We start from the raw sequence: 18,404 nt of genomic DNA on the forward strand, positions 1-18,404 counted from the left end.
GTCAGCCTTCTGATCTAGTAGCGGGGGATGGGTCGAAAAGTGGGCTGGCGGCATCCGCGGCCGGCACGAACCGCAGCCGCGCGCCGGCCGGCAGCTGCGCAGCCCGGTCGAGGTCGGCGTGCAGCACGACGCCGACCACCGGGTAGCCGCCGGTCACCGGGTGGTCGGCAAGGAACAGCACCGGCAGGCCGGAAGCCGGAATCTGGATCGCCCCGTACACGGTTCCCTCGCTGGGCAGCTCGGTCGGCAGGCCGGGAGCGAGTGACCGCGAGAGCGCCGGCCCGTCGAGCCGCAGTCCGATGCGGTTGGACCGGGCGCTGACGGTGTAGACCGTCTGTGTGAAGGCGGCGAGCGACTCGGCGGCGATCCAGTCGGCACGGGGTCCGGGCACGTACCGCAGCTCGGTCACGGCGGGCGGCGGTTCGGGGGACGGCTCGGCGTCTCCGACGACGCTCGTCGAGGGGGCGGGCAGTACGCGCAGCGCGCTGCCGACGGCGAGGGGCGCCGGACCGAGCCCGGACATCGTGTCGGTCGACCGACTGCCGAGCACCGGGGCGACGTCGAAACCGCCGCGCACGGCGACGTAGCAGCGCATGCCCGAGGTGGGCGTGCCGAGCGCCAGGCGGTCTCCGGCGTGCACGGCGAAAGGGGCGTCGGTCGAAACGGTGCGCAGCACGCCGTCGTTCGTCACGTCGATCGTCAGGGCAGCGCCGGTCATTGCCAAAACCTGGTCCGTTCGCACGTCGAGCACGAGCCCGCCGAGGGCGTTTTCGAGCACCGCCGCGGTCGCCGGGTTGCCGGCCAGCCGGTTTGCCCGGCGCAGCGCACCCCGGTCGAGCGCACCCGACCGGGTCACGCCGAGGTCGGCGAAGCCGGGACGTCCGAGGTCCTGCACGGTCGTCTGGGCGCCGGGCTGCACCACGATGAAAGCGGATGCCGCCCCGTCGGTCACTATCCTGGCCGCCACCGCACCGCTGGAATCCGCCGTCACGAGCTCGCGCACACTCCGAAACTGCACCCGGTTTCCCGGTCGGACCAGGGCCGGTTCGGGCCTCTCGAGGTTCCAGAGGGTCGCGTTCGTGCGCCCGATGAGCTGCCAGCCGCCCGGGCTGGCGCGCGGATACACCGCCGAGTACCGGTCGGCCAGGGCAACCGCACCGGCCGGAACGGCGGGCCGCGGGGTGTCGCGGCGCGGCACCGCCAGCCGTCCGTCACCGACCAGGTAGGCGAAGCCGGGCGCGAACCCGCCGAAGGCCGCGGTCCAGACCTGCTCCGCATGGGCCGCGATCACGCCGTCACGGCTGAGGCCGGTCAGTCGCGCGACCTCGTCGAGGTCGGCGCCGTCGTACACCGTGTCGAGGGTGACGAGGGCGTCATCCGTCGCCGTGACCGGGCTGAGGTCCGCGGCGCTCAGGGCGGCCGCGAAGCCGCGGGCGGCCGCGGCGGAATCGGCCGTGATCAGCACGGTCTCGGCAGCAGCGACCGCGTCGACCTGGCCGGGCAGCGGATGCCGCTGCAGCCAGTCGTGCAGGCTGAGCACCTCGTCGAGGCTCCGCAGCTGCACCAGAACGCCGCGGTCGCCGACCGGGTGCATCCGCAGCCCGGAAACCGAAGTGGGGGGCAGCATCCGCTTACACGAAGCTCTGGATCGTGACGCCGGCGCCGACGAGCGCGAACCGGATGGCGGCGGCCAGGGTGACCGCGTCGGGTGTGTCGCCGTGCAGGCAGATGCTCTCGACCGGCATGTCGATGACGGTGCCGTCGATCGCGACGACCTGCCCCTCGAGCACGAGGCGCAGCACCTGGTCGGTGACCGCCGATACGGAGTGCAGCACGGCGCCCGGCCGGGTGCGGCTGACGAGGCTGCCGTCGGCGTTATAGGCCCGGTCGGCGAAGGCCTCGGCGACCGTGCGGAGGCCCGAGGCGCGGGCGAGTCGGCCGACCTCGGAACCCGGCAGGGTCATCAACGGCAGCGTGGGGTCGACCGTGAGGATCGCGTCGAGCACGGCCTGGGCCTGCACCGGGTGGTGGGCGATGGCGTTGTAGAGGGCACCGTGCGGCTTCACGTAGCGCACGCTCGTGCCGGCGGCCCGGGCGAGGGCCTGCACGGCACCGATCTGGTAAATCACGTCGTTGCTGAGCTCGGCGGGCTCCATGTCGATGAACCGCCGGCCGAAGCCGGCGAGGTCGCGGTAGCCCGGGTGGGCACCGACCGTGACGCCCGCCGCCGCGGCGGCGGCGCAGGTGGCGCGGATGGTGCTCGGGTCGCCGGCGTGAAACCCGCCGGCCACGTTCACGCTCGAGACTGAGCTGATGATGGCGGCGTCATCGCCGAGGGTGTACATGCCGAAGGACTCGCCGACGTCACTGTTCAGGTCGATGGTCGTGCGGTCGATGCCCACTGGGGTCCCCATTCGTTTCGCCCAGCCTGCCCCATTTCGACAGATTGTTCAACAATCCGGCGAAAATTGGTCGGCATCCGGTGGTCAGGCCGGCGGTCGAAACTCGCTCAGCGTGAATTCGGCGCCCTGCGGGTCGCGAACCTCGGCGAACGCCGCCCACGGGGACTCCGAGGTTTCGAGCAGGGTCGCGCCGAGCGAGACCGCGCGGGCAACGCTGGCGTCGCGATCGGCCACGCTGAACTTGACGTGCCAGGACGATCCGACATCGGGCGCGACACCCTCGATGGCGCCGATCACGTCGGCGAAGCCGGCCGGGGAACCGGCCTGGCGCTGGTAGATCTCGGGGTCGCTGGTCGCCGCGAGGTGGTCGCCGTAACCGGGCACGCTCACCATCGTTTCGACGCTGTCGCCGAGGTTCAGGTACTCCCAGCCGAAGGCGTCGCCGTAGAACGCTCGTGCGCCGGCGATATCGGCCGTGCGCAGGTCGCTGAAGTTCCAGGATCCGGGCACGTTCACGGACTGTGCGCCGAGTCGCCGGTATGCCTGCCAGAGCCGGAATTCGGCGCCCTGCGGGTCGAGGACGCTCGCGGTGCGGCCGCCGGGCCCGGCATCGTGCGGTTCGTCCGTCACGGTCGCGCCCGCGGCGGCCAGCGCGAGCGCGGCGGCATCCGCTTCGGCGACAGCGATGTAGGTGTTCCAGGTGGCCGACTCCGGCGCCTCGCTCGGCCCGGACCCGATCGCGCCCACATCCTGGCCGGCCAACTGTGCGATCAGGTAGACCGACGGTGCCTGCGGCGGCATCACATTCGTGAAGGTCCAGCCGAACAGCCCGCCGTAGAAGCGGCTCGCGGCTGCGGGGTCTGGCTGTTCGGTGTCGATCCAGCAGGTCACCCCGGCCGGATAGGTTCGTGCCGTCATACTCTTCTCCTTCTGGTCGTCGTCACAGCAGCGGATGCCTACCCTGGCGTATGTCCGGCGTCCTGCGGTGTGCGCACGGTCGCGGCGAAGTGCAGCAGCACGAGCCGCCCCTCACGCCATTCGAAGTCGTGCACCGAACCGTTGGCGATGAGCTCATCGTGACGGGGCCGTTCTCCGTCGGTCGCGTGGCGCAGCAGGGTGCCGATCACGCCGCCGTGGCTGACCACGAGCAGGCTCTGTCCGGGATGCGCCGCCGCCAACAGGCTGAACGCCGGCAGCACCCGGTCGAGCACCGCCTGACGGGATTCGAGCCCAGGCACGACGACGCCGTTCGGGAACTTCTCCTGGCGCTCCGTGAACGAGAGCCCTTCAATGTCGCCGTGGTGGCGTTCGGTGAGGGCCGGCACCAGTTCGGGCCGGGCCAGGCCCAGCTCGCCGGCGATGATTCGCGCCGTCTCGGCCGCCCGCATCAGCGGGCTCGCCACGATCCCGTCCCAGGACCGGGTCAGCAGGCCCAGGCCGGTCGTGGCCGCCTCGGCCCGCCCGGTCGCGTTCAAGGGAATGTCGGTGCTGCCCTGGATGCGCTTGTGCAGGTTCCAGTCGGTCTGGCCGTGCCGCACGATCGAGAGCCGGGTCACCGCGGCCGTGCTCCCCGTCATCGCACGCGTCCCGGGGCGAGCCGGTCGGCGAGTCCGGCGAGGGTCTCCGAGGTGCCGGCCTCGAGTTTGATGACCGCACGGCCGTCACCCTTGGTGGCGCCACGGTTGATGACGATGATGGGCAGTTTTCGGCGCCGGGCCAGTTCCACCAAACGGATGCCCGAATTCACTGCGAGCGACGACCCGGCCACCACGAGGGCTTCCGCCGCGGTGACGAGCGCCGTGGCCTCGAGGAACCGGCCGGTGGGCACGAGTTCGCCGAAGAAGACCACGTTGGGCTTGAGCATTCCGCCGCAGACCGAGCACTCGGGAACGGTGAAGGCGTCGATGTCGCTGACGTCGGCGTCTCCGTCGGGGGCGATGCGCACGGCATCCGCCTGGCCCGGCCCCGTCTCGACCCCGGCCAGAGAGGGGTTCGCGGCTTCGAGCCGTGCCGCGATGCTGTCGCGGCCGAAGGCCTGGCCGCAGTCGAGGCAGATGACGCGGTCCATCGAGCCGTGCAGTTCGACGACGTGCCGGGAGCCGGCGCGGGTGTGCAGGCCGTCGACGTTCTGGGTGATCACGCCGGTGATCGCGGCGTTCGCTTCGAGGCGCACGAGGGAGAGGTGGCCGAGGTTGGGGCCCGCGGCGCGAAACTGACGCCAGCCGAGGTGGCTGCCCGCCCAGTACCGTTTGCGGGCGCGTTCGTCGGCGATAAAGGTTTGGAACGTCATCGGGGTGCGCTTGGGGGCGCCCTCGCCGCGGTAGTCCGGAATTCCCGAGTCGGTGCTGAGGCCGGCGCCGGTCAGCACGGCGGCGGGCTTACCGCGCAGCAGCTCGGCGACGGCATCCAGATCGTGTTCGCTTCGAGGGTCTGCGGGGGCAGGCGCCGGCGCGGGGTCGGCGAGCAAACCGGGACTCGACACAAGTTCAGCCACGAGGTGCTCCATCCGTTCGATTGACTCTCCACCTCGAGTCTAAACGCGTCGGTTTTCCTCTTTGTTTACTCACCTGTCAGGCTGGGAGAAGTTCTCTTGACGAAAGGCACCAGCCGTGCAGATAATTCCCATCGACGATCTCTCCCTGCCCGGACTGGCCGACTACTCCCGGCTCACCGATGTCGTGCTGCGCCGCCTGTCCGAACCCGAAGACGGGCTCTACATCGCCGAGTCGACCAAGGTCATGATGCGCGCCCTGCAGGCCGGCCACCGGCCGCGCTCGGTGCTGCTGCAGGAACAGTGGCTGCCCACCGTCGAACCCTTGCTCGCCGACTGGCCCGACGTGCCCGTCTACGTGGGGGAGCCGGCCGTGCTCGAGACGCTCACCGGCTACAACCTGCACCGCGGTGCCCTCGCGTCGATGCACCGGCCCGCCCTGGCGCCGGTCGAAGACCTGATCCGGGACGCCCGCCGCCTGGTGATCCTCGAGGACATCGTCGACCACACGAACGTCGGGGCGATCTTTCGCGCCGTCGCCGGCCTCGGCGCCGACGCCGTGCTGATCAGCCCGCGCTGCGCCGACCCGCTCTACCGCCGCAGCGTGCGCGTGAGCATGGGCACCGTGCTGCAGGTGCCATGGACGCGGCTGCCCGAATGGGACGTGGCGACGCCGATGCTGCACGCGGCCGGCTTCCACCTCGCCGCCCTCGCGCTGTCCGACGACGCCGTGTCCCTCGAAGATTTCGCAGCGGATGCCCCGGAGCGCCTCGCCATCGTCATGGGCACCGAGGGCGACGGCCTGAGCCACCGGGCCCTGGCCGACGCCGACACGGTCGTCACGATCCCGATGCTGCACGGCGTCGACTCCCTCAACGTCGCCGCGGCGAGTGCCGTCGCGTTGTACGCGTTGCGCGTGCCGAACACCCCCCGGGTCCGTAGGATCGACTGATGCCCTACTACACGCGCCGCGAGACCTACCGTCGTCGCCGCATCGCGGTCGTCAGCCTCGTCACCGTCGCCCTCGTCGGCATCATCTACGTCGGCGGAACCGGCCTCGCGCCGGTTCCCGTCGCCGCCGCGACCCTCACCCAGCCGGCCGACGCCACCCAGCCGGCCGTGCAGCCCGCGCTGCCGAGCTTCGGCTCGAGCGCCGTCGGGGCGGTCGGGTTTCCGGGCGTGCTCGCCGCGAGCGGCTCGACCGGCACCGTGCCGATCGCGAGCATCACAAAGATGGTCACCTCGCTCGTCATTCTCGACGCCAAGCCGCTGAGCGGCGACGCGCCGGGCCCCGAAATCACCTTCACGGAAGTCGATATCGACTTCTATTACGAGGCCCTGGCCGAGGGCGGTTCGGTCGCGCCCGTGGTCGGCGGCATGCAGCTCAGCCAGCGCGAGGCGATGCTCGCCATGCTCCTGGCCTCCGGAAACAACTACGCGGAGTCCCTGATCGTCTGGGCCTACGGCTCCGAGCAGGCGTATCTCTCCGCCGCCGCCGACTGGCTCGCCGAGCACGGCCTCACCGGAACCGTCGTCGCCGACGCGAGCGGCATCTCCTCGAACAGCGTCAGCACCACCGCCGACCTGATCGAACTGGCGAAGCTCGTCACCGCGAACCCGGCCCTCGCCTCGATGGTCGCGATCCCCACGATCGACCTGCCGGTGATCGGCACCGTCGAGAACACCAACACCCTGCTCGGCCCGCTCCCCGGCGTCAGCGACGTCACGGTCACCGGCATGAAGACCGGCACGACGGATGTCGCGGGTTCCTGCCTGCTCTTCTCCGCCGACATCACGGTCGGCTCCGAAACCGTCACCGTGGTCGGTGTTGTGCTGAACGGTGAGTCCGGGCTCGAGGTGCGACAGGCCGTGGCCGCGCTGATCGAGAGTATGGCTCCCGGGTTCCAGCAGGTCACCCTCGCCGAGGCGGGGGAGTCGTTCGGCCAGTACTCGACCGCGTGGGGCCAGAGCGCACGGGTGGTCGCTGCGGAGGCGGCATCCGCTCTCGTCTGGTCGGACACGGCGATCACCGGCACCGCCGCGGCTGAATCGATGCAGCTCGGCGCCGTCGGCGACGACATCGGCAGCCTCGACTTTCTTGTCGGCGACCAGACCGTGACGGTGCCGCTCGAACTCGAGACCGACCTGACCGATCCGGGCCTCGGCTGGCGGATGGGCCACCCCGGCGAGCTGATCGACGGCTAGGGCCCGCCCGGGCCTAGGCCTCGGGCTGGCGGAACGGCCCGGCGAGCGGCCGCTTGGGCAGCACGTGATCGCCCGAGGACTGGTGCCGCACCCGGCGCAACACCCACGGCACCAGGTAGGCGCGCGCCCACGCGAGGTCCTCGGTGCGGGCCTGCCGCCAGGTCGTGCCCGGCATCGGCTCGGGTTCGCTCGGCGCGAGCGTGTTCGGCACGTTCAACGCCCCGAGCACCAGCCGAGCGACGGTGTGGTGGCCGAGCGCGTTGAGGTGCAGCCGATCGGGCGCCCACATGCGGGCGTCCTGGATCTCCGCCAGCGACCACAGGTCGGCCACGATGCAGTCGTAGCGGGTGGCGATGGCGCGCAGGTGCTCGTTATAGATCGCGACCTTGCCGCGAATGCCGCGGAACACGGGGGAGAACCCCACATCGGCGCCGGTGAACAGCACGATCGTCGCGCCGTCGACGCTCAGGCGCCGCACCGCGTCTTCGCAGCGGGCAGCGATGGCATCCGGGTCGCTGCCGGGACGGATGACGTCGTTGCCGCCGGCGGAAATGGTGATCAGGTCGGGGTGCAGCGCGAGCGCCGGGTTGATCTGTTCGGTGCTGATTTGGCGGATCAGTTTGCCGCGCACGGCGAGGTTGGCGTAGGCGAAGTCGTCGCTGCCCTGGCTGAGAACCTCGGCGACCCGGTCGGACCAGCCTCGGTGTCCACCGGGGCTGGTCGGCTCCGGGTCACCGATTCCCTCCGTGAAGGAATCGCCGAGGGCCACATAACGCGACCAGGGATGTTGCTGCTTCGTCATGCTTCCATTCTGAGGGTTCGAGTGCGGGGTTCGAGTGCAAGGGTCGTGTCTGGGGGTCGTGCCCGGCGTGCGGGACGAGGCGCAAGTTGGTAGATTTGGGGGAAGTGAATACTCCATCAGTTTTCGGCCCGGCACAGGGAACGAGTGCAGCCGAACACCTGTCGCCTTCCTTCCCCGAACGGGCCGCCTGGGGAACCGCCAGCAAGCTGCGGGCCTGGCAGGCCGAAGCCCTCGACGCCTATTTCGTGCACGAACCCCGCGATTTCCTCGCCGCCGCTACCCCCGGCGCCGGCAAGACCACCTTCGCGCTGCGGCTCGCCGCCGAACTGCGTTCGCGTCGCACGATCGATCGCATCACCGTCGTCGCGCCGACCGAGCACCTCAAGAACCAGTGGGCGGATGCCGCGGCGCGCGCGGGCATCCGTCTCGATCCGATGTTCAAGAACGCCGACCGCACCTACGGCAGCCACTACCACGGGGTCGTCGTGACCTACGCGCAGGTCGCCGCCCGGGCCGCGCTGCACAAGCAGCTCACCGAGTCGAGCCGCACCCTGGTGATCCTCGACGAGATCCACCACGGCGGCGATGCGCTCAGCTGGGGTGACGCCATCCGTGAGGCCTTCGGCCACGCCACCCGCCGGCTGTCGCTGACCGGCACGCCGTTCCGCTCCGACACCTCGCCGATCCCGTTCGTGAGCTACCTGCCCGACAAGCAGGGCATCCGCATGTCGCAGAGCGACTACGCCTACGGCTACGGCCGCGCCCTCGCCGATGGCGTCGTGCGGCCCGTCATGTTCATGGTCTACGCCGGGCACATGAAGTGGCGCACCCGGGCCGGCGACGAGATGGAGGCCAAGCTCGGCGAGGGCAACACCAAGGACATCACCAGCCAGGCCTGGCGCACCGCTCTCGAACCGACCGGCGAGTGGATTCCGGCGGTGCTGCGCGCCGCCAACCTGCGCCTGACCGCCGTGCGGCAGGGCATCCCGGATGCCGGCGGTCTCGTCATCGCGACCGACCAGTCCTCCGCGCGCGCCTACGCGGCCATCCTCGAGGAGATCTGCGGCGAATCGGTGACCGTCGTGCTCAGCGACGAGAAGGAGGCCAGCGACCGCATCGACGAGTTCTCCAAGAACACCCGGCGCTGGATGGTCGCCGTGCGGATGGTGTCCGAGGGCGTCGACGTGCCGCGCCTCGCGGTCGGCGTCTACGCCACGAGTGCCGCCACGCCGCTCTACTTCGCGCAGGCCATCGGCCGGTTCGTGCGGGCCCGGCGGCGGGGCGAGACGGCCTCGATCTTTCTGCCGAACGTGCCGACCCTGCTCAGCCTGGCCAACGCCCTCGAGCTGGAGCGCGACCACGCCCTCGACCGCAGCAACCGTGAAGACGGCGACGACGGCATGTACAACCCCGAAGACGCCATGGTCGCCGCGGCCAACAAGCAGGAGAAGGCGTCGGATGAACTCGGCCTCGACGACAGCACCTGGCAGGCCCTAGACTCGCAGGCGACCTTCGACATGGTCATGTTCGACGGTGACGAGTTCGGTGAACTCGCCGAACCCGGCACCGACGAAGAGTTCGACTTCATCGGCATCCCCGGGCTGCTGGAACCGGAGCAGGTCTCCGAGCTGCTGCGGCACCACCAGTCCAAGCAGGCCAAACGGTCGACCGAGAAACGCAAAGACCCGGTCAGCGGTGAGATCGCCCCGATCGAGCCGGCTCCGCTCTACCGCACACTCAAGGAGCAGCGCACGCTGCTGTCGAGCCTCGTCGGCATGTGGTCGAAACTCGCCAACGAACCGCACGGCATGATCCACGCCGAACTGCGCCGGCTGTGTGGCGGCCCGGCGGTCGCCCAGGCGAGCGTCACGCAACTGCAGATGCGTATCAACCTGCTGCGCAGCCGGCTGGGCCGCAGCTAGTCTGGGCCGCAGCTAGGAGCCCGCGGTCGCGAACTCCGCGGTCGCCGCCGGTTGCGACTCGAGCACCCGGTCGAGGGCGCCCAGAATGTCGAACATCAGGTCGTCGACGTGCTCGAGCCCGATCGACAGCCGCACGATGCCGGCACCGGGGCGCTTGCCGGCTTCGACCGGCCGGTGGGTGAGCGACGCCGGATGCTGCACGAGAGAATCGACTCCGCCGAGCGAGACCGCGTGCTCGATCAGCCGGCAGCCTTCGGTGAAGCGCACCGCGCCGTCGAATCCGCCGACCACGTCGAGCGCGAGCAGTGCCCCGCCGCCAGCGATTTGCCGCCCGATCAGGCCCTGCGGGTCTTGGCCGGGAAGTCCCGGGTAGAGCACTCGCACGAGGGCCGGGTGTCCCACCAGACGCTCGGCGATGTCGGCGGCGGATGCCTGCTGCGCCCGCACCCGTAGCGGCAGCGTGCGCAGGCCGCGGTGCAGCAGGTACGCGTTCAGCGGATGTAGCAGCCCACCGGTGAGGGCCCGCACCTGCCGCAGCCGCACCATCCACTCGTCGGAGCCCGAGACCGTGCCGCCCATCGCGTCGCCGTGCCCGCCGAGGTATTTGGTGGCGCTGTGCAGCACGAGGCTGGCTCCCGATTCGAGCGGGCGCTGCAGCACCGGCGTGGCGAAGGTGTTGTCGACGAGCACGGGCACCGGGCCGGCGGCGCGCACCACGGCGCCGATGTCGGTGAGCTCGAGCGTGGGGTTCGCGGGCGTCTCGAGAATCACCAGTCCGGTGTCGGGGCGGATCGCGGCGGCGACACCTGCGGCATCCGTCCAGGTGACGGTCGTGCCGAGCAGGCCGGTCGCGAGCACGTGGTCGGTGCCGCCGTAGATCGGGCGCAGGGCCACGATGTGCGGGCGCCCCGCGGTGACCGTGGCGATCAGCACCGCGGTCAGGGCGGCCATGCCGGTGGCGAAAGCGACGGTGCCCTCGCTGCCCTCGAGCGCCGATAGGGCCGTCTCGAACCGGGCGACGCCGGGCTGCCACAGCCGTTGGTAGACCGCGGAGTCTCCCGGACCCGGCGTTCCGCCGGTGGCGAGGTTCTCGTAGCTGTCACCGCCGGACTGAACACTCGCCAGCGGATTGGTGCTGGAGAGGTCGATGACGGGAACGTGCGAGCCGGATGCGGTGACTCCCGCCATTCCGGCGTGCACGGCGAGCGTGTCGAGGTGGGTGGACGGCTGATGTGACGACGGCTGATGTGACGACGGCTGAGGTGACGACGGTGGCAACATACCGATAGGGAAACAGATTCTGTGTCGAAACACAACTGGTCCTGCAGACCCTGCTGTGAATTGATCACGCATCGCATAAGCTACTGATGAACGAGGGAGCCTGCTCATGGATTCGAAGAAACCAGAACTTGACCGGGTCGACCGGGCGTTGCTGCGCGCGTTGTCGGTGAATGCGCGTGCCTCGGGTGCCGCACTGGCCTCGGAGATCGGCGTCGCGGAATCAACCGTGTCGCTGCGCCTGCGCCGCCTCCAGCAGACCGGCCACATTCGCGGCTACCGCGCCAACATCGACCTCGCCGCACTCGGCGCGTCGCTGCAGGCGCTCATCTCGGTACGCCTCGCCAAGCACGCCCGCGTGCAGATCGACGACTTCCGCAACGCCGCCCCACACTGGCCCGGAGTCATCGGCCTGTTCCACACCGCCGGCGCCGACGATTACCTGCTGCACGTGGCGGCAGCGGATGCCTCCCACCTGCGCGACTTCGTGCTCGAGCACCTCGCGGAGCACCCCGCGGTCGCCCACACCGAGACCAACCTGATCTTCGAGTACGTCGACGGCGACGGCTGGCAAGACCTCGTGAAATAGGCCTAGTTTCGGGGTCGGCCCGGTTCTACGATGCCCGTGAACGGGGATCGGATGAACAAGAACCGGCTCGAGGCGTTCAGCGACGGCGTGCTCGCGATCATCATCACCATCATGGTGCTCGAGCTGCACGTGCCCGAGGAACCCACCTGGACCGGACTGCTCGCCGTCGTGCCGACCATCCTCAGCTACCTGCTGAGCTTCCTCTACGTCGGCATATATTGGAGCAACCACCATCACGTCGTGCAGCTCGCCGACACGGTGACCGGCGGCATCCTCTGGGCCAACCTGCACCTCTTGTTCTGGCTGTCGCTGTTTCCGTTCACGACCCGCTGGTCGGATGAATCCGGTTTCGCGCAGGTGCCGGTGATGGTCTACGGGCTCAACCTGCTGCTCGCGGCGATCGCGTTCTACATTCTGATGCGGGCACTCGTGCGGCATCAGGGCGCCGATGGGGCGCTCGCGCAAGCCCTCGGCCGGGATTGGAAGGGTCGGGGGTCACCGATAATCTATGTCGTCGGCATTGTGCTGGCGGTGTTCAACCCGTTGCTCGGCGTCGCGGTGTACGCGGTCGTGGCGCTGATCTGGCTGGTGCCTGACCGCCGGGTGGAACGCTACGTCGCCCGCCTCGACCACGACACCAAATGAAGCGCGGATGCTGCGCCGCTGCGCGGTCGTTCCGCCGCTGCGCGGTCGTTACGCCGCTGCGCGGTAGCTGCGCCGGCCGGGCCCCGCGAGAAGGTCTCGGCGCACGCGAGCGACCCACCCAGCAGTTCTACCCACCCAGCAGTTCTACCCACCCAGCGGTTCGGCCCACCATGCAGGTTAACGAAAGAACGCCCCCACCGAAGTGGGGGCGTTCCTGCAGCTCTTATTTAGAGGGCGCGGATGTTCTCGGCCTGGGGACCCTTGGGGCCCTGGGTTACCTCGAACTCGACCTTCTGGTTCTCATCGAGCGACTTGTAGCCGTTCGACGCGATCGCGGAGTAGTGCGCGAAAACATCGGCGCTTCCGTCGTCGGGCGCGATGAAGCCGAAGCCCTTTTCAGCGTTGAACCATTTCACGGTACCTGTTGCCATTTGTAAAACTCCTCCAGGAGTGTTAGACCGGCCCCGACTGTCGGGACCGTTCGTCGCGGTATTCGTCGTCCGCTTCCGAAAGGAATGTGGCGCATCAACTGTGATTCTTTGGGAACCACACTCAATGCGTTTAAGACGTGCAAGCACTACAACTTCTGGATTAACCCTATCCCACAACACTGGATTCTTCGTGATTCTGCGCCAAATCGGTCGATCATCGGCGTGTTTGCGCTCTGTACGGGGGTCGTGAGGGCAAATCGTTACCTCAGGGACGCCCCGAATCCACGGTCACGAAATCAATGAGCTGCTCCACTCGGCCGAGCAGCGCCGGTTCGAGGTCGGCGTACGATCGCACCTGGCCAAGGATGCGCTGCCAGGCCCGGGCGATATCGGCCTGCTCCTCGTGCGGCCAGCCGAGGGCGTCACAGATTCCGTGCTTCCACTCCACCGAGCGCGGGATTTCCGGCCACTCCCGCAGCCCGATCCGGGCCGGCTTCACCGACTGCCAGACGTCCACGAACGGATGCCCCACCACCAGCACGCTCTGCCCGCACGGTCCGCGCGCCACGGCATCGGCGATGCGGCTCTCCTTGGACCCCCGCACCAGGTGGTCGACGAGCACGCCCACCCGGCGGCCGGGCTCGGGAGCGAACTGAACGAGCAACTCCGCCAGGTTGTCGACGCCCTCGATGTACTCCACGACGACGCCCTCGATGCGCAGGTCGGCGCCCCATACCTTCTCCACGAGTTCGGCGTCATGGCGACCCTCCACGAAGATGCGGCTGGCCCGCGCGACGCGGGCGGGCGCATCCGCTACCGCCATCGATCCCGAAGCAGTGCGGGCGCGGGATTTCGGCGCGGCGGTCGGCCGCACCAGCACGACCGGATCGCCGTCGATCAGAAACCCGCTGCCGAGGGGGAACAGGCGTAGCTTGCCGTGAAAGTCCTCGAGCGTCACGATGTTCTTCTCGAGGCGGATGATCGCGCCGCAGAACCCGGTAGCGGCCTCCTCCACGACGAGGTCGCGCACCGCCTCCCGGGTCGGAACGACCGTGCGGCCCACGTCGCGCCATCCCGTTGCGAGCACATCCTGGCTATAGCGGTCGGGTCCGTGGCTGTCAGTCATGTCTTCGACGTTAGTTCACCACCAACACAAGCTCACGGGCGACACAAGGGGCGACACCAGGGGTATCAAGGTTCCCCGTGCCCCGCCGGCCGTCGGGTTACCCTTGAAACATGTGTGGTCGTTACATCATTACCGATACGTCGCCGGACCTTGCGGCCATGTTCGACGTCGAGCACGAGGGGGAGAACCTCCCCGAGCCGTCGTTCAACATCAAACCCACCGAGCAGATTCCGATCGTGCTCGAGTCCGCCAAGACGGGTGCGGTGGTGCGGCGTCTCGAGTCGGCCCGCTGGTCGCTCGTGCCGGGCTTCGCGACCGAGGTCAAGTCGCCGTACCCCACCTTCAACGCCCGGTCCGAGACCGCCGCCGAGAAGCCGACGTTCAAGACATCCGTCGCCTCGCGCCGCGCCCTGATCCCGGCGACGGGGTACTACGAGTGGCACACCGTGGGCACCGTCAAGACGCCCTACTTCGTGCACTCCGATGACGGAATGCCGCTCGCCTTCGCCGGTCTCTACGCCTGGTGGAAGAACCCGGCCCTGGCCGCCGACGATCCGGCCCGCTGGCTGCTCTCCGCGACGATCCTGACGACGGATGCCCAGGGCCCGCTCCAGCAGATCCACGAACGGATCCCGGTCACCCTGCCCGAAGAATGGTGGGACCAGTGGCTCGACCCGCACACCGTGGGCGATCACGACCTCGTGACGGCCGCCGTAGAGGCGAGCCGTGAGGTTGCCGCCGAGCTTCAGTTCTACGAGGTCGCACCGGTCGTGGGTAACGGTCCCGAGCTCATCGAGCCCGTCGGTCACGGGGCCGAGGCAGCGGCGACGGGCGACTACCAGAACTAGTACGCTCGGAGCAGTGCTGTGCGGTTCGCTGCGGCACAGCCTCGAAAGGACCTCCCATGCATGTCGTCAGCTTTTTCTTCGCCATGGTCGTCTTCGTTCTCGGCATGTGGCTCTTCGGCCTGGCCTTCGAGGTCACCAGCCTGCACCTGCCCATTTTCTTCTCCGGAATCGTCTGCGTCGGCCTGGCCCTCGCCATCCCGGTTCACATCCTGCGCAAGTAGGTCGTCGAGCCCGACCGGTCGTCTAGAACGACAGCCCGGCGACGAGGTTCACCACGGTCGCCAGGATCCCCGATCCGAACGGAAACGACAGCAGCGCGTGCCGCAGCGCCGTCATGCGCATCGCGTGGTTCGTCAGGTTGGTGTCTGAGACCTGATAGGTCATCCCGAGGGTGAACGACAGGTACGCGAAATCGGTGTACCGGGGGCGATCCTCCTGATTGAAGTCGACCCCGCCGATCGGGGCGCTGTAGTACAGCGAGGCATAGCGCAGGGTGAAGAGGGTGTGGATCAGCGTCCACGACAGCGCCACGCTCAGAACCGCGAGCCCGGCGACCAGGGCTCGCTCGGAGCCTGCCGTGACGGTGTCGGCCGTGAGCAGAAACACGATCGTGCCGAGGCTGGCAATGCTCGCCAGCAGGATCAGCACCTCGGTCACCCTCCGGGCCGGGTCTTCACGGGTCGCATGGGTTGCGGTTGCGGCGGCATCGAGGTGCCCGACGACCAGCCACACCCACACGACATAGGTCAGGCAGGCGGCCGCCCAGCCGACGATGATCGGGTAGTTCCACCCGCCGATCAGCCCCGAGACCGTCGCTGCCAGCAGGCCGACCACGAGCATCACGATCAGACGGATGCTGGAGCGGTGCACCCGAGGCAGCTGCGCGGAAGTCTTCACAGGCTGATCGTGACACAGTTCCGGGCCGGTGTCCCCGCTCGAGGCCGTGTGAAACGCTCGGAGCCGCCGTGCAGCCGCCACCCGGCCCACGGTCGGCGGCATATCAGACTGTGACGGTATGTTGAATGCTCGAGAACACCGCAGTGCCCCTTACCACCGCAGTCCCGACCTCTGCCCCCATCTGCTTGCCGAAAGGTTCCACCGAGGATGCACGACAGTCCCGCCGCGTCCACCCCCTACGAAGTGCTCGGAGTGAGCCCGTCCGCCAGTGAAGACGAGCTACGACGGGCGTACCGCCAGATGCTGCGCCGCACGCACCCCGACGTCGGCGGCAGTGCTGCGCAGTTCCATGCCGTGCAGGTGGCCTGGGAACGCATCGGCAACCCGAAGGATCGTGCGGCCTACGACCGCGGCCGCTTCGACGGAACGGATGCCTCAGCCAGCGGACACTCCTATTCGGCGTCGGCCGGGGCATCCGCTGCCCGCAGCCCGAGCAGTGCGAGTAACGCGTCGAGCATGAAAGCCCGGATGCACGGCCACCCGGGTGGACAGGCCCGCCAGCGCTACCTGTCGTTGCTGCGCGAATGGGCCGGCCGCGGCACGACCGTCGACGACCCCTACGCTCCCGACCTGGTGCGCCGGGCACCACGCGAGATTCGGCACTACCTGGCCAAGGCCCTCGCCGAAGAGGCCACCGCGCAGCTGGTTTCCGGGCTCGGCATCGGTTTCACCGCCTGGCACGACGTGGACCCCGGCCGCGGCAGCGACAAGCTCGACCACGTGGTGCTCGGTCCGGCGGGCCTGTTCGGCATCCTCTCCGAAGACTGGGGCGGCGCCGTCGAGCTGAGACGCGGCGAACTGGTGGGGGAGTCCCTCGGCGAGACGACCCCGATGGACAACCTGCAGGCCAGCGCGAAGTCCCTGACCCGCACCCTCAAGGTGCGGTTCACCGCGCTGATCGTGGTGCTGCCCGATGACGCCCTGCCGGAACCGCTCGTCGTGCCGGCGCGGGGCCGGCGCCCGACGACGCTCGCCGTGCCGCGCTCCCGCCTGATCGGGCTGCTGCGTAATGGCCTGCCCGGCATGGACCGGGGCAGCTTCGACAAGGTCTTCGACCTGCGCAGCCGCCTGCAGGAGGGTATCCGCTTCGTCGAGGGCTAGCTCCTGACCCGCCGGGTCAGCGCAGGCCCAGCCGGTCGACCCAGTAGTCGAGAAAGCTCGCCCCGGCCTCGTCGTGGATCTGCTCACCCATGACGATCACCGGGTAGGGCTTATCGAGAATGCCATCGTCGGGGCGCACGTCGACGTGGCTCACGTCGTAGCCGGCCTCGTGCAGGTGGTCGGCCATGCGGTAGTCGCTGCGGGAATCGCCCACCGAGCGCCAAAGCGAGGGCAACCGGCCCGTTTCGGCGAAGAAGGCCAGGGCGCGCTCGGCGGCGTGGTTCTTGTCGAGGGTGACCGATTCGATGTCGGTGGAGATGATCGTCGGGTCGATGCGAAAGGGAACCAGCCCCGCGGCATCCGGTCGCTCACGATCCTTCAGGCGCACGCCCACCCCGTGTGCGGCCAGAATCTCGAAGGCCTTCTCGTCGAAGGAACGCTGGGCGTCGAGGTAGGTCGCGGTGTCCACGTCGGTGCGCTGCTCGACCGAGATCATCGCCTGCTTGGTCTCGTCGAAGAACATCGTGTCGGCGAAGCGGTCGGCGACCAGCTGGCGCACGGCGGTGACCACGGCCGGTGGCAGCGAGACGGATGCGTCCACCTCGACCTCGCCCATGCCCGCCGCGGTGATCGGGAACCAGACGGCGCCCTTCTCGCACACCCCGTAGATGCGGAACTTCTCCGGCAGCCCGGCGACGACGAGTGGGGCGACGACCTGCTCGCGAATGAACGCCGCGCTGCGCCCGGTGATGAAGGCGATCGGAACGTTGGCGGCGGCGAGCAGCAGCAGGTCCGTGATGATGCTCGGCGTGGCGATCGTGCGGGTGACGGGGCTCGCAATGGGCCCGTCCACATCAAGGAGCAGTCCCAGCGGGGAGTGAGTGTCAGGCATCCCTCATTGTTCCATGACAGGGATTGTTCCCGGAGCCGTTCAGTCGTCCGTGACGAGCAGCTGGCCGCCGGATGACGCGTCGACCACGGTCGAGCGATTGCCGTGCAGCGTGACCTCACCGGTCGTGCTGCGCAGTTCCACGGGCCCTCGGGTGCCGCGGGCGTCGATCGCGCCGTTCGTGGTCGACAGGGTCAGCCGACCGGTCAGGCCACTGGCCCGGATCGGGCCGTTGTCGGTGGCGGCGGCCAGCGTGATGTCCTCCGGAACGGTGACCGTCAGGGTCAGGTCGCACCGGTTGAACCACTGGTTCACGCACCGGTCCACCGAGACGGTCGTCGTGCCCGCCACGGTTTCGGCGGTGACGACCGGGCGCTGGCCGAAGTAGGACCCGTGGGCGGAGACGTGCACCTGCCCGTCGGTGCTCGGGCCGAGGGTCACGGCCACGTTGCGCGCGTCGACGACGACGCCCAGGCCGGGCAGGAGGCGCTCAGAGGCGTCGAGGGAGGTGCCGCGAAAGGACGCCGCCACGAAGATGATGCTGCCCAGGATGATCGGCAGCAGAATGCTCAGGGTGACGATCAATATGGCCTTGTGGGCGCGAGAGCGAGGTTGGTTCATAGATGCTTTCCAGGCGCCCCGCCTGGAAACACTGTACCCCGGCCGCGTGCACGCGGACCAGAGCGAACGCCTATCCTCGCCCGCGATGAATTATCCT

Annotated in this window: 20 protein-coding genes; 8 read left to right on the forward strand and 12 right to left on the reverse strand. The window is 69.0% G+C overall.

Annotated elements, in window-relative coordinates:
* Position 1 precedes the first annotated feature (1 nt).
* The 5 genes from D6T64_RS15600 to D6T64_RS15620 all read right to left on the reverse strand — a co-directional run bounded on the left by D6T64_RS15600 (position 2) and on the right by D6T64_RS15620 (position 4,812).
* On the reverse strand, positions 2-1,627 hold the full coding sequence (locus D6T64_RS15600; RefSeq protein ID WP_119975608.1) for a 5-oxoprolinase subunit B/C family protein: 1,626 nt from the start codon (positions 1,625-1,627) through the stop codon (positions 2-4).
* A 4-nt stretch (positions 1,628-1,631) separates the two neighbouring features.
* A complete protein-coding gene (locus tag D6T64_RS15605; protein ID WP_119975609.1) occupies positions 1,632-2,414 on the reverse strand; it encodes a LamB/YcsF family protein in 783 nt (260 codons plus the stop codon).
* A gap of 72 nt (positions 2,415-2,486) precedes the next feature.
* Positions 2,487-3,320, reverse strand: a complete 834-nt coding sequence (locus D6T64_RS15610) for a VOC family protein (RefSeq protein WP_119975610.1) — start codon at positions 3,318-3,320, stop codon at positions 2,487-2,489.
* 38 nt (positions 3,321-3,358) lie between these two features.
* Positions 3,359-3,979, reverse strand: coding sequence for a histidine phosphatase family protein (locus D6T64_RS15615; protein WP_233551240.1), 621 nt, complete (start codon positions 3,977-3,979; stop codon positions 3,359-3,361).
* Positions 3,976-4,812, reverse strand: coding sequence for a Sir2 family NAD-dependent protein deacetylase (locus D6T64_RS15620; protein ID WP_233551270.1), 837 nt, complete (start codon positions 4,810-4,812; stop codon positions 3,976-3,978). The genes D6T64_RS15615 and D6T64_RS15620 overlap by 4 nt, the downstream gene beginning before the upstream one ends.
* Positions 4,813-5,011: 199 nt before the next feature.
* Here D6T64_RS15620 and D6T64_RS15625 point away from each other — a divergent pair, with 199 nt between their 5' ends.
* On the forward strand, positions 5,012-5,845 hold the full coding sequence (locus D6T64_RS15625) for a TrmH family RNA methyltransferase (protein WP_119975612.1): 834 nt from the start codon (positions 5,012-5,014) through the stop codon (positions 5,843-5,845).
* Positions 5,845-7,098 carry a D-alanyl-D-alanine carboxypeptidase family protein gene (locus D6T64_RS15630; RefSeq protein WP_119975613.1) on the forward strand — a complete coding sequence of 418 codons (1,254 nt, stop codon included), beginning with the start codon at positions 5,845-5,847 and terminating at the stop codon, positions 7,096-7,098. The genes D6T64_RS15625 and D6T64_RS15630 overlap by 1 nt, the downstream gene beginning before the upstream one ends.
* Before the next feature lie 13 nt (positions 7,099-7,111).
* Here D6T64_RS15630 and D6T64_RS15635 read toward each other — a convergent pair whose 3' ends face one another.
* A complete protein-coding gene (locus tag D6T64_RS15635) occupies positions 7,112-7,900 on the reverse strand; it encodes an SGNH/GDSL hydrolase family protein (protein ID WP_119975614.1) in 789 nt (262 codons plus the stop codon).
* 104 nt (positions 7,901-8,004) lie between these two features.
* On the opposite strand from D6T64_RS15635, the gene D6T64_RS15640 reads away from it, so the two are divergent.
* Positions 8,005-9,822, forward strand: coding sequence for a DEAD/DEAH box helicase (locus D6T64_RS15640; protein ID WP_119975615.1), 1,818 nt, complete (start codon positions 8,005-8,007; stop codon positions 9,820-9,822).
* A gap of 12 nt (positions 9,823-9,834) precedes the next feature.
* On the opposite strand, the gene D6T64_RS15645 is transcribed toward D6T64_RS15640, so the two are convergent.
* Complete coding sequence (locus D6T64_RS15645; RefSeq protein ID WP_119975616.1) at positions 9,835-11,103, reverse strand: trans-sulfuration enzyme family protein; 1,269 nt, start codon at positions 11,101-11,103, stop codon at positions 9,835-9,837.
* 106 nt (positions 11,104-11,209) lie between these two features.
* Between D6T64_RS15645 and D6T64_RS15650 the strand changes: the two genes are divergently transcribed.
* Together D6T64_RS15650 and D6T64_RS15655 are read left to right on the forward strand one after the other, a co-directional pair.
* A complete protein-coding gene (locus D6T64_RS15650; protein ID WP_119975617.1) occupies positions 11,210-11,689 on the forward strand; it encodes an Lrp/AsnC family transcriptional regulator in 480 nt (159 codons plus the stop codon).
* Positions 11,690-11,740: 51 nt separating this feature from the next.
* Complete coding sequence (locus D6T64_RS15655) at positions 11,741-12,334, forward strand: TMEM175 family protein (RefSeq protein WP_119975690.1); 594 nt, start codon at positions 11,741-11,743, stop codon at positions 12,332-12,334.
* Positions 12,335-12,561: 227 nt separating this feature from the next.
* Here the strand turns inward: D6T64_RS15655 and cspE are convergent, their stop codons facing one another.
* Both cspE and D6T64_RS15665 read right to left on the reverse strand, forming a co-directional pair.
* A complete protein-coding gene (gene cspE, locus D6T64_RS15660) occupies positions 12,562-12,765 on the reverse strand; it encodes a transcription antiterminator/RNA stability regulator CspE (RefSeq protein WP_035840308.1) in 204 nt (67 codons plus the stop codon).
* A gap of 265 nt (positions 12,766-13,030) precedes the next feature.
* Positions 13,031-13,891, reverse strand: coding sequence for a DUF3097 domain-containing protein (locus D6T64_RS15665; RefSeq protein WP_119975618.1), 861 nt, complete (start codon positions 13,889-13,891; stop codon positions 13,031-13,033).
* Positions 13,892-14,001: 110 nt separating this feature from the next.
* On the opposite strand from D6T64_RS15665, the gene D6T64_RS15670 reads away from it, so the two are divergent.
* Both D6T64_RS15670 and D6T64_RS22695 read left to right on the forward strand, forming a co-directional pair.
* Positions 14,002-14,739 carry an SOS response-associated peptidase gene (locus tag D6T64_RS15670; protein WP_119975619.1) on the forward strand — a complete coding sequence of 246 codons (738 nt, stop codon included), beginning with the start codon at positions 14,002-14,004 and terminating at the stop codon, positions 14,737-14,739.
* 56 nt (positions 14,740-14,795) lie between these two features.
* Entirely contained in the window at positions 14,796-14,960 is a 165-nt protein-coding gene (locus tag D6T64_RS22695; protein ID WP_158594901.1) for a hypothetical protein, read from the forward strand.
* 22 nt (positions 14,961-14,982) lie between these two features.
* Here the strand turns inward: D6T64_RS22695 and D6T64_RS15675 are convergent, their stop codons facing one another.
* On the reverse strand, positions 14,983-15,636 hold the full coding sequence (locus D6T64_RS15675; RefSeq protein WP_233551242.1) for a DUF1345 domain-containing protein: 654 nt from the start codon (positions 15,634-15,636) through the stop codon (positions 14,983-14,985).
* Positions 15,637-15,843: 207 nt separating this feature from the next.
* On the opposite strand from D6T64_RS15675, the gene D6T64_RS15680 reads away from it, so the two are divergent.
* Positions 15,844-16,797: a J domain-containing protein gene (locus D6T64_RS15680; RefSeq protein ID WP_119975621.1), complete on the forward strand. Its 954-nt coding sequence runs from the start codon at positions 15,844-15,846 to the stop codon at positions 16,795-16,797.
* Between the two features lie 16 nt (positions 16,798-16,813).
* Here the strand turns inward: D6T64_RS15680 and D6T64_RS15685 are convergent, their stop codons facing one another.
* Together D6T64_RS15685 and D6T64_RS15690 are read right to left on the reverse strand one after the other, a co-directional pair.
* On the reverse strand, positions 16,814-17,689 hold the full coding sequence (locus tag D6T64_RS15685; protein WP_119975622.1) for a hypothetical protein: 876 nt from the start codon (positions 17,687-17,689) through the stop codon (positions 16,814-16,816).
* A gap of 39 nt (positions 17,690-17,728) precedes the next feature.
* On the reverse strand, positions 17,729-18,307 hold the full coding sequence (locus D6T64_RS15690; protein ID WP_147364589.1) for a DUF4097 family beta strand repeat-containing protein: 579 nt from the start codon (positions 18,305-18,307) through the stop codon (positions 17,729-17,731).
* Positions 18,308-18,404 lie beyond the last annotated feature (97 nt).

Source organism: Cryobacterium melibiosiphilum (assembly GCF_003602235.1).
GTDB lineage: Bacteria > Actinomycetota > Actinomycetes > Actinomycetales > Microbacteriaceae > Cryobacterium > Cryobacterium melibiosiphilum.

Bases quoted from the DNA above. Each gene is read 5' to 3' on its own strand.
- D6T64_RS15600 (WP_119975608.1), bottom strand. From the start codon at position 1,627: ATGCTGCCCCCCACTTCGGTTTCCGGGCTGCGGATGCACCCGGTCGGC.
- D6T64_RS15605 (WP_119975609.1), bottom strand. From the start codon at position 2,414: ATGGGGACCCCAGTGGGCATCGACCGCACGACCATCGACCTGAACAGT.
- D6T64_RS15610 (WP_119975610.1), bottom strand. From the start codon at position 3,320: ATGACGGCACGAACCTATCCGGCCGGGGTGACCTGCTGGATCGACACC.
- D6T64_RS15615 (WP_233551240.1), bottom strand. From the start codon at position 3,979: ATGACGGGGAGCACGGCCGCGGTGACCCGGCTCTCGATCGTGCGGCAC.
- D6T64_RS15630 (WP_119975613.1), top strand. From the start codon at position 5,845: ATGCCCTACTACACGCGCCGCGAGACCTACCGTCGTCGCCGCATCGCG.
- D6T64_RS15635 (WP_119975614.1), bottom strand. From the start codon at position 7,900: ATGACGAAGCAGCAACATCCCTGGTCGCGTTATGTGGCCCTCGGCGAT.
- D6T64_RS15645 (WP_119975616.1), bottom strand. From the start codon at position 11,103: ATGTTGCCACCGTCGTCACCTCAGCCGTCGTCACATCAGCCGTCGTCA.
- D6T64_RS15650 (WP_119975617.1), top strand. From the start codon at position 11,210: ATGGATTCGAAGAAACCAGAACTTGACCGGGTCGACCGGGCGTTGCTG.
- D6T64_RS15655 (WP_119975690.1), top strand. From the start codon at position 11,741: ATGAACAAGAACCGGCTCGAGGCGTTCAGCGACGGCGTGCTCGCGATC.
- cspE (WP_035840308.1), bottom strand. From the start codon at position 12,765: ATGGCAACAGGTACCGTGAAATGGTTCAACGCTGAAAAGGGCTTCGGC.
- D6T64_RS15665 (WP_119975618.1), bottom strand. From the start codon at position 13,891: ATGACTGACAGCCACGGACCCGACCGCTATAGCCAGGATGTGCTCGCA.
- D6T64_RS15670 (WP_119975619.1), top strand. From the start codon at position 14,002: ATGTGTGGTCGTTACATCATTACCGATACGTCGCCGGACCTTGCGGCC.
- D6T64_RS22695 (WP_158594901.1), top strand. From the start codon at position 14,796: ATGCATGTCGTCAGCTTTTTCTTCGCCATGGTCGTCTTCGTTCTCGGC.
- D6T64_RS15680 (WP_119975621.1), top strand. From the start codon at position 15,844: ATGCACGACAGTCCCGCCGCGTCCACCCCCTACGAAGTGCTCGGAGTG.
- D6T64_RS15685 (WP_119975622.1), bottom strand. From the start codon at position 17,689: ATGCCTGACACTCACTCCCCGCTGGGACTGCTCCTTGATGTGGACGGG.
- D6T64_RS15690 (WP_147364589.1), bottom strand. From the start codon at position 18,307: ATGAACCAACCTCGCTCTCGCGCCCACAAGGCCATATTGATCGTCACC.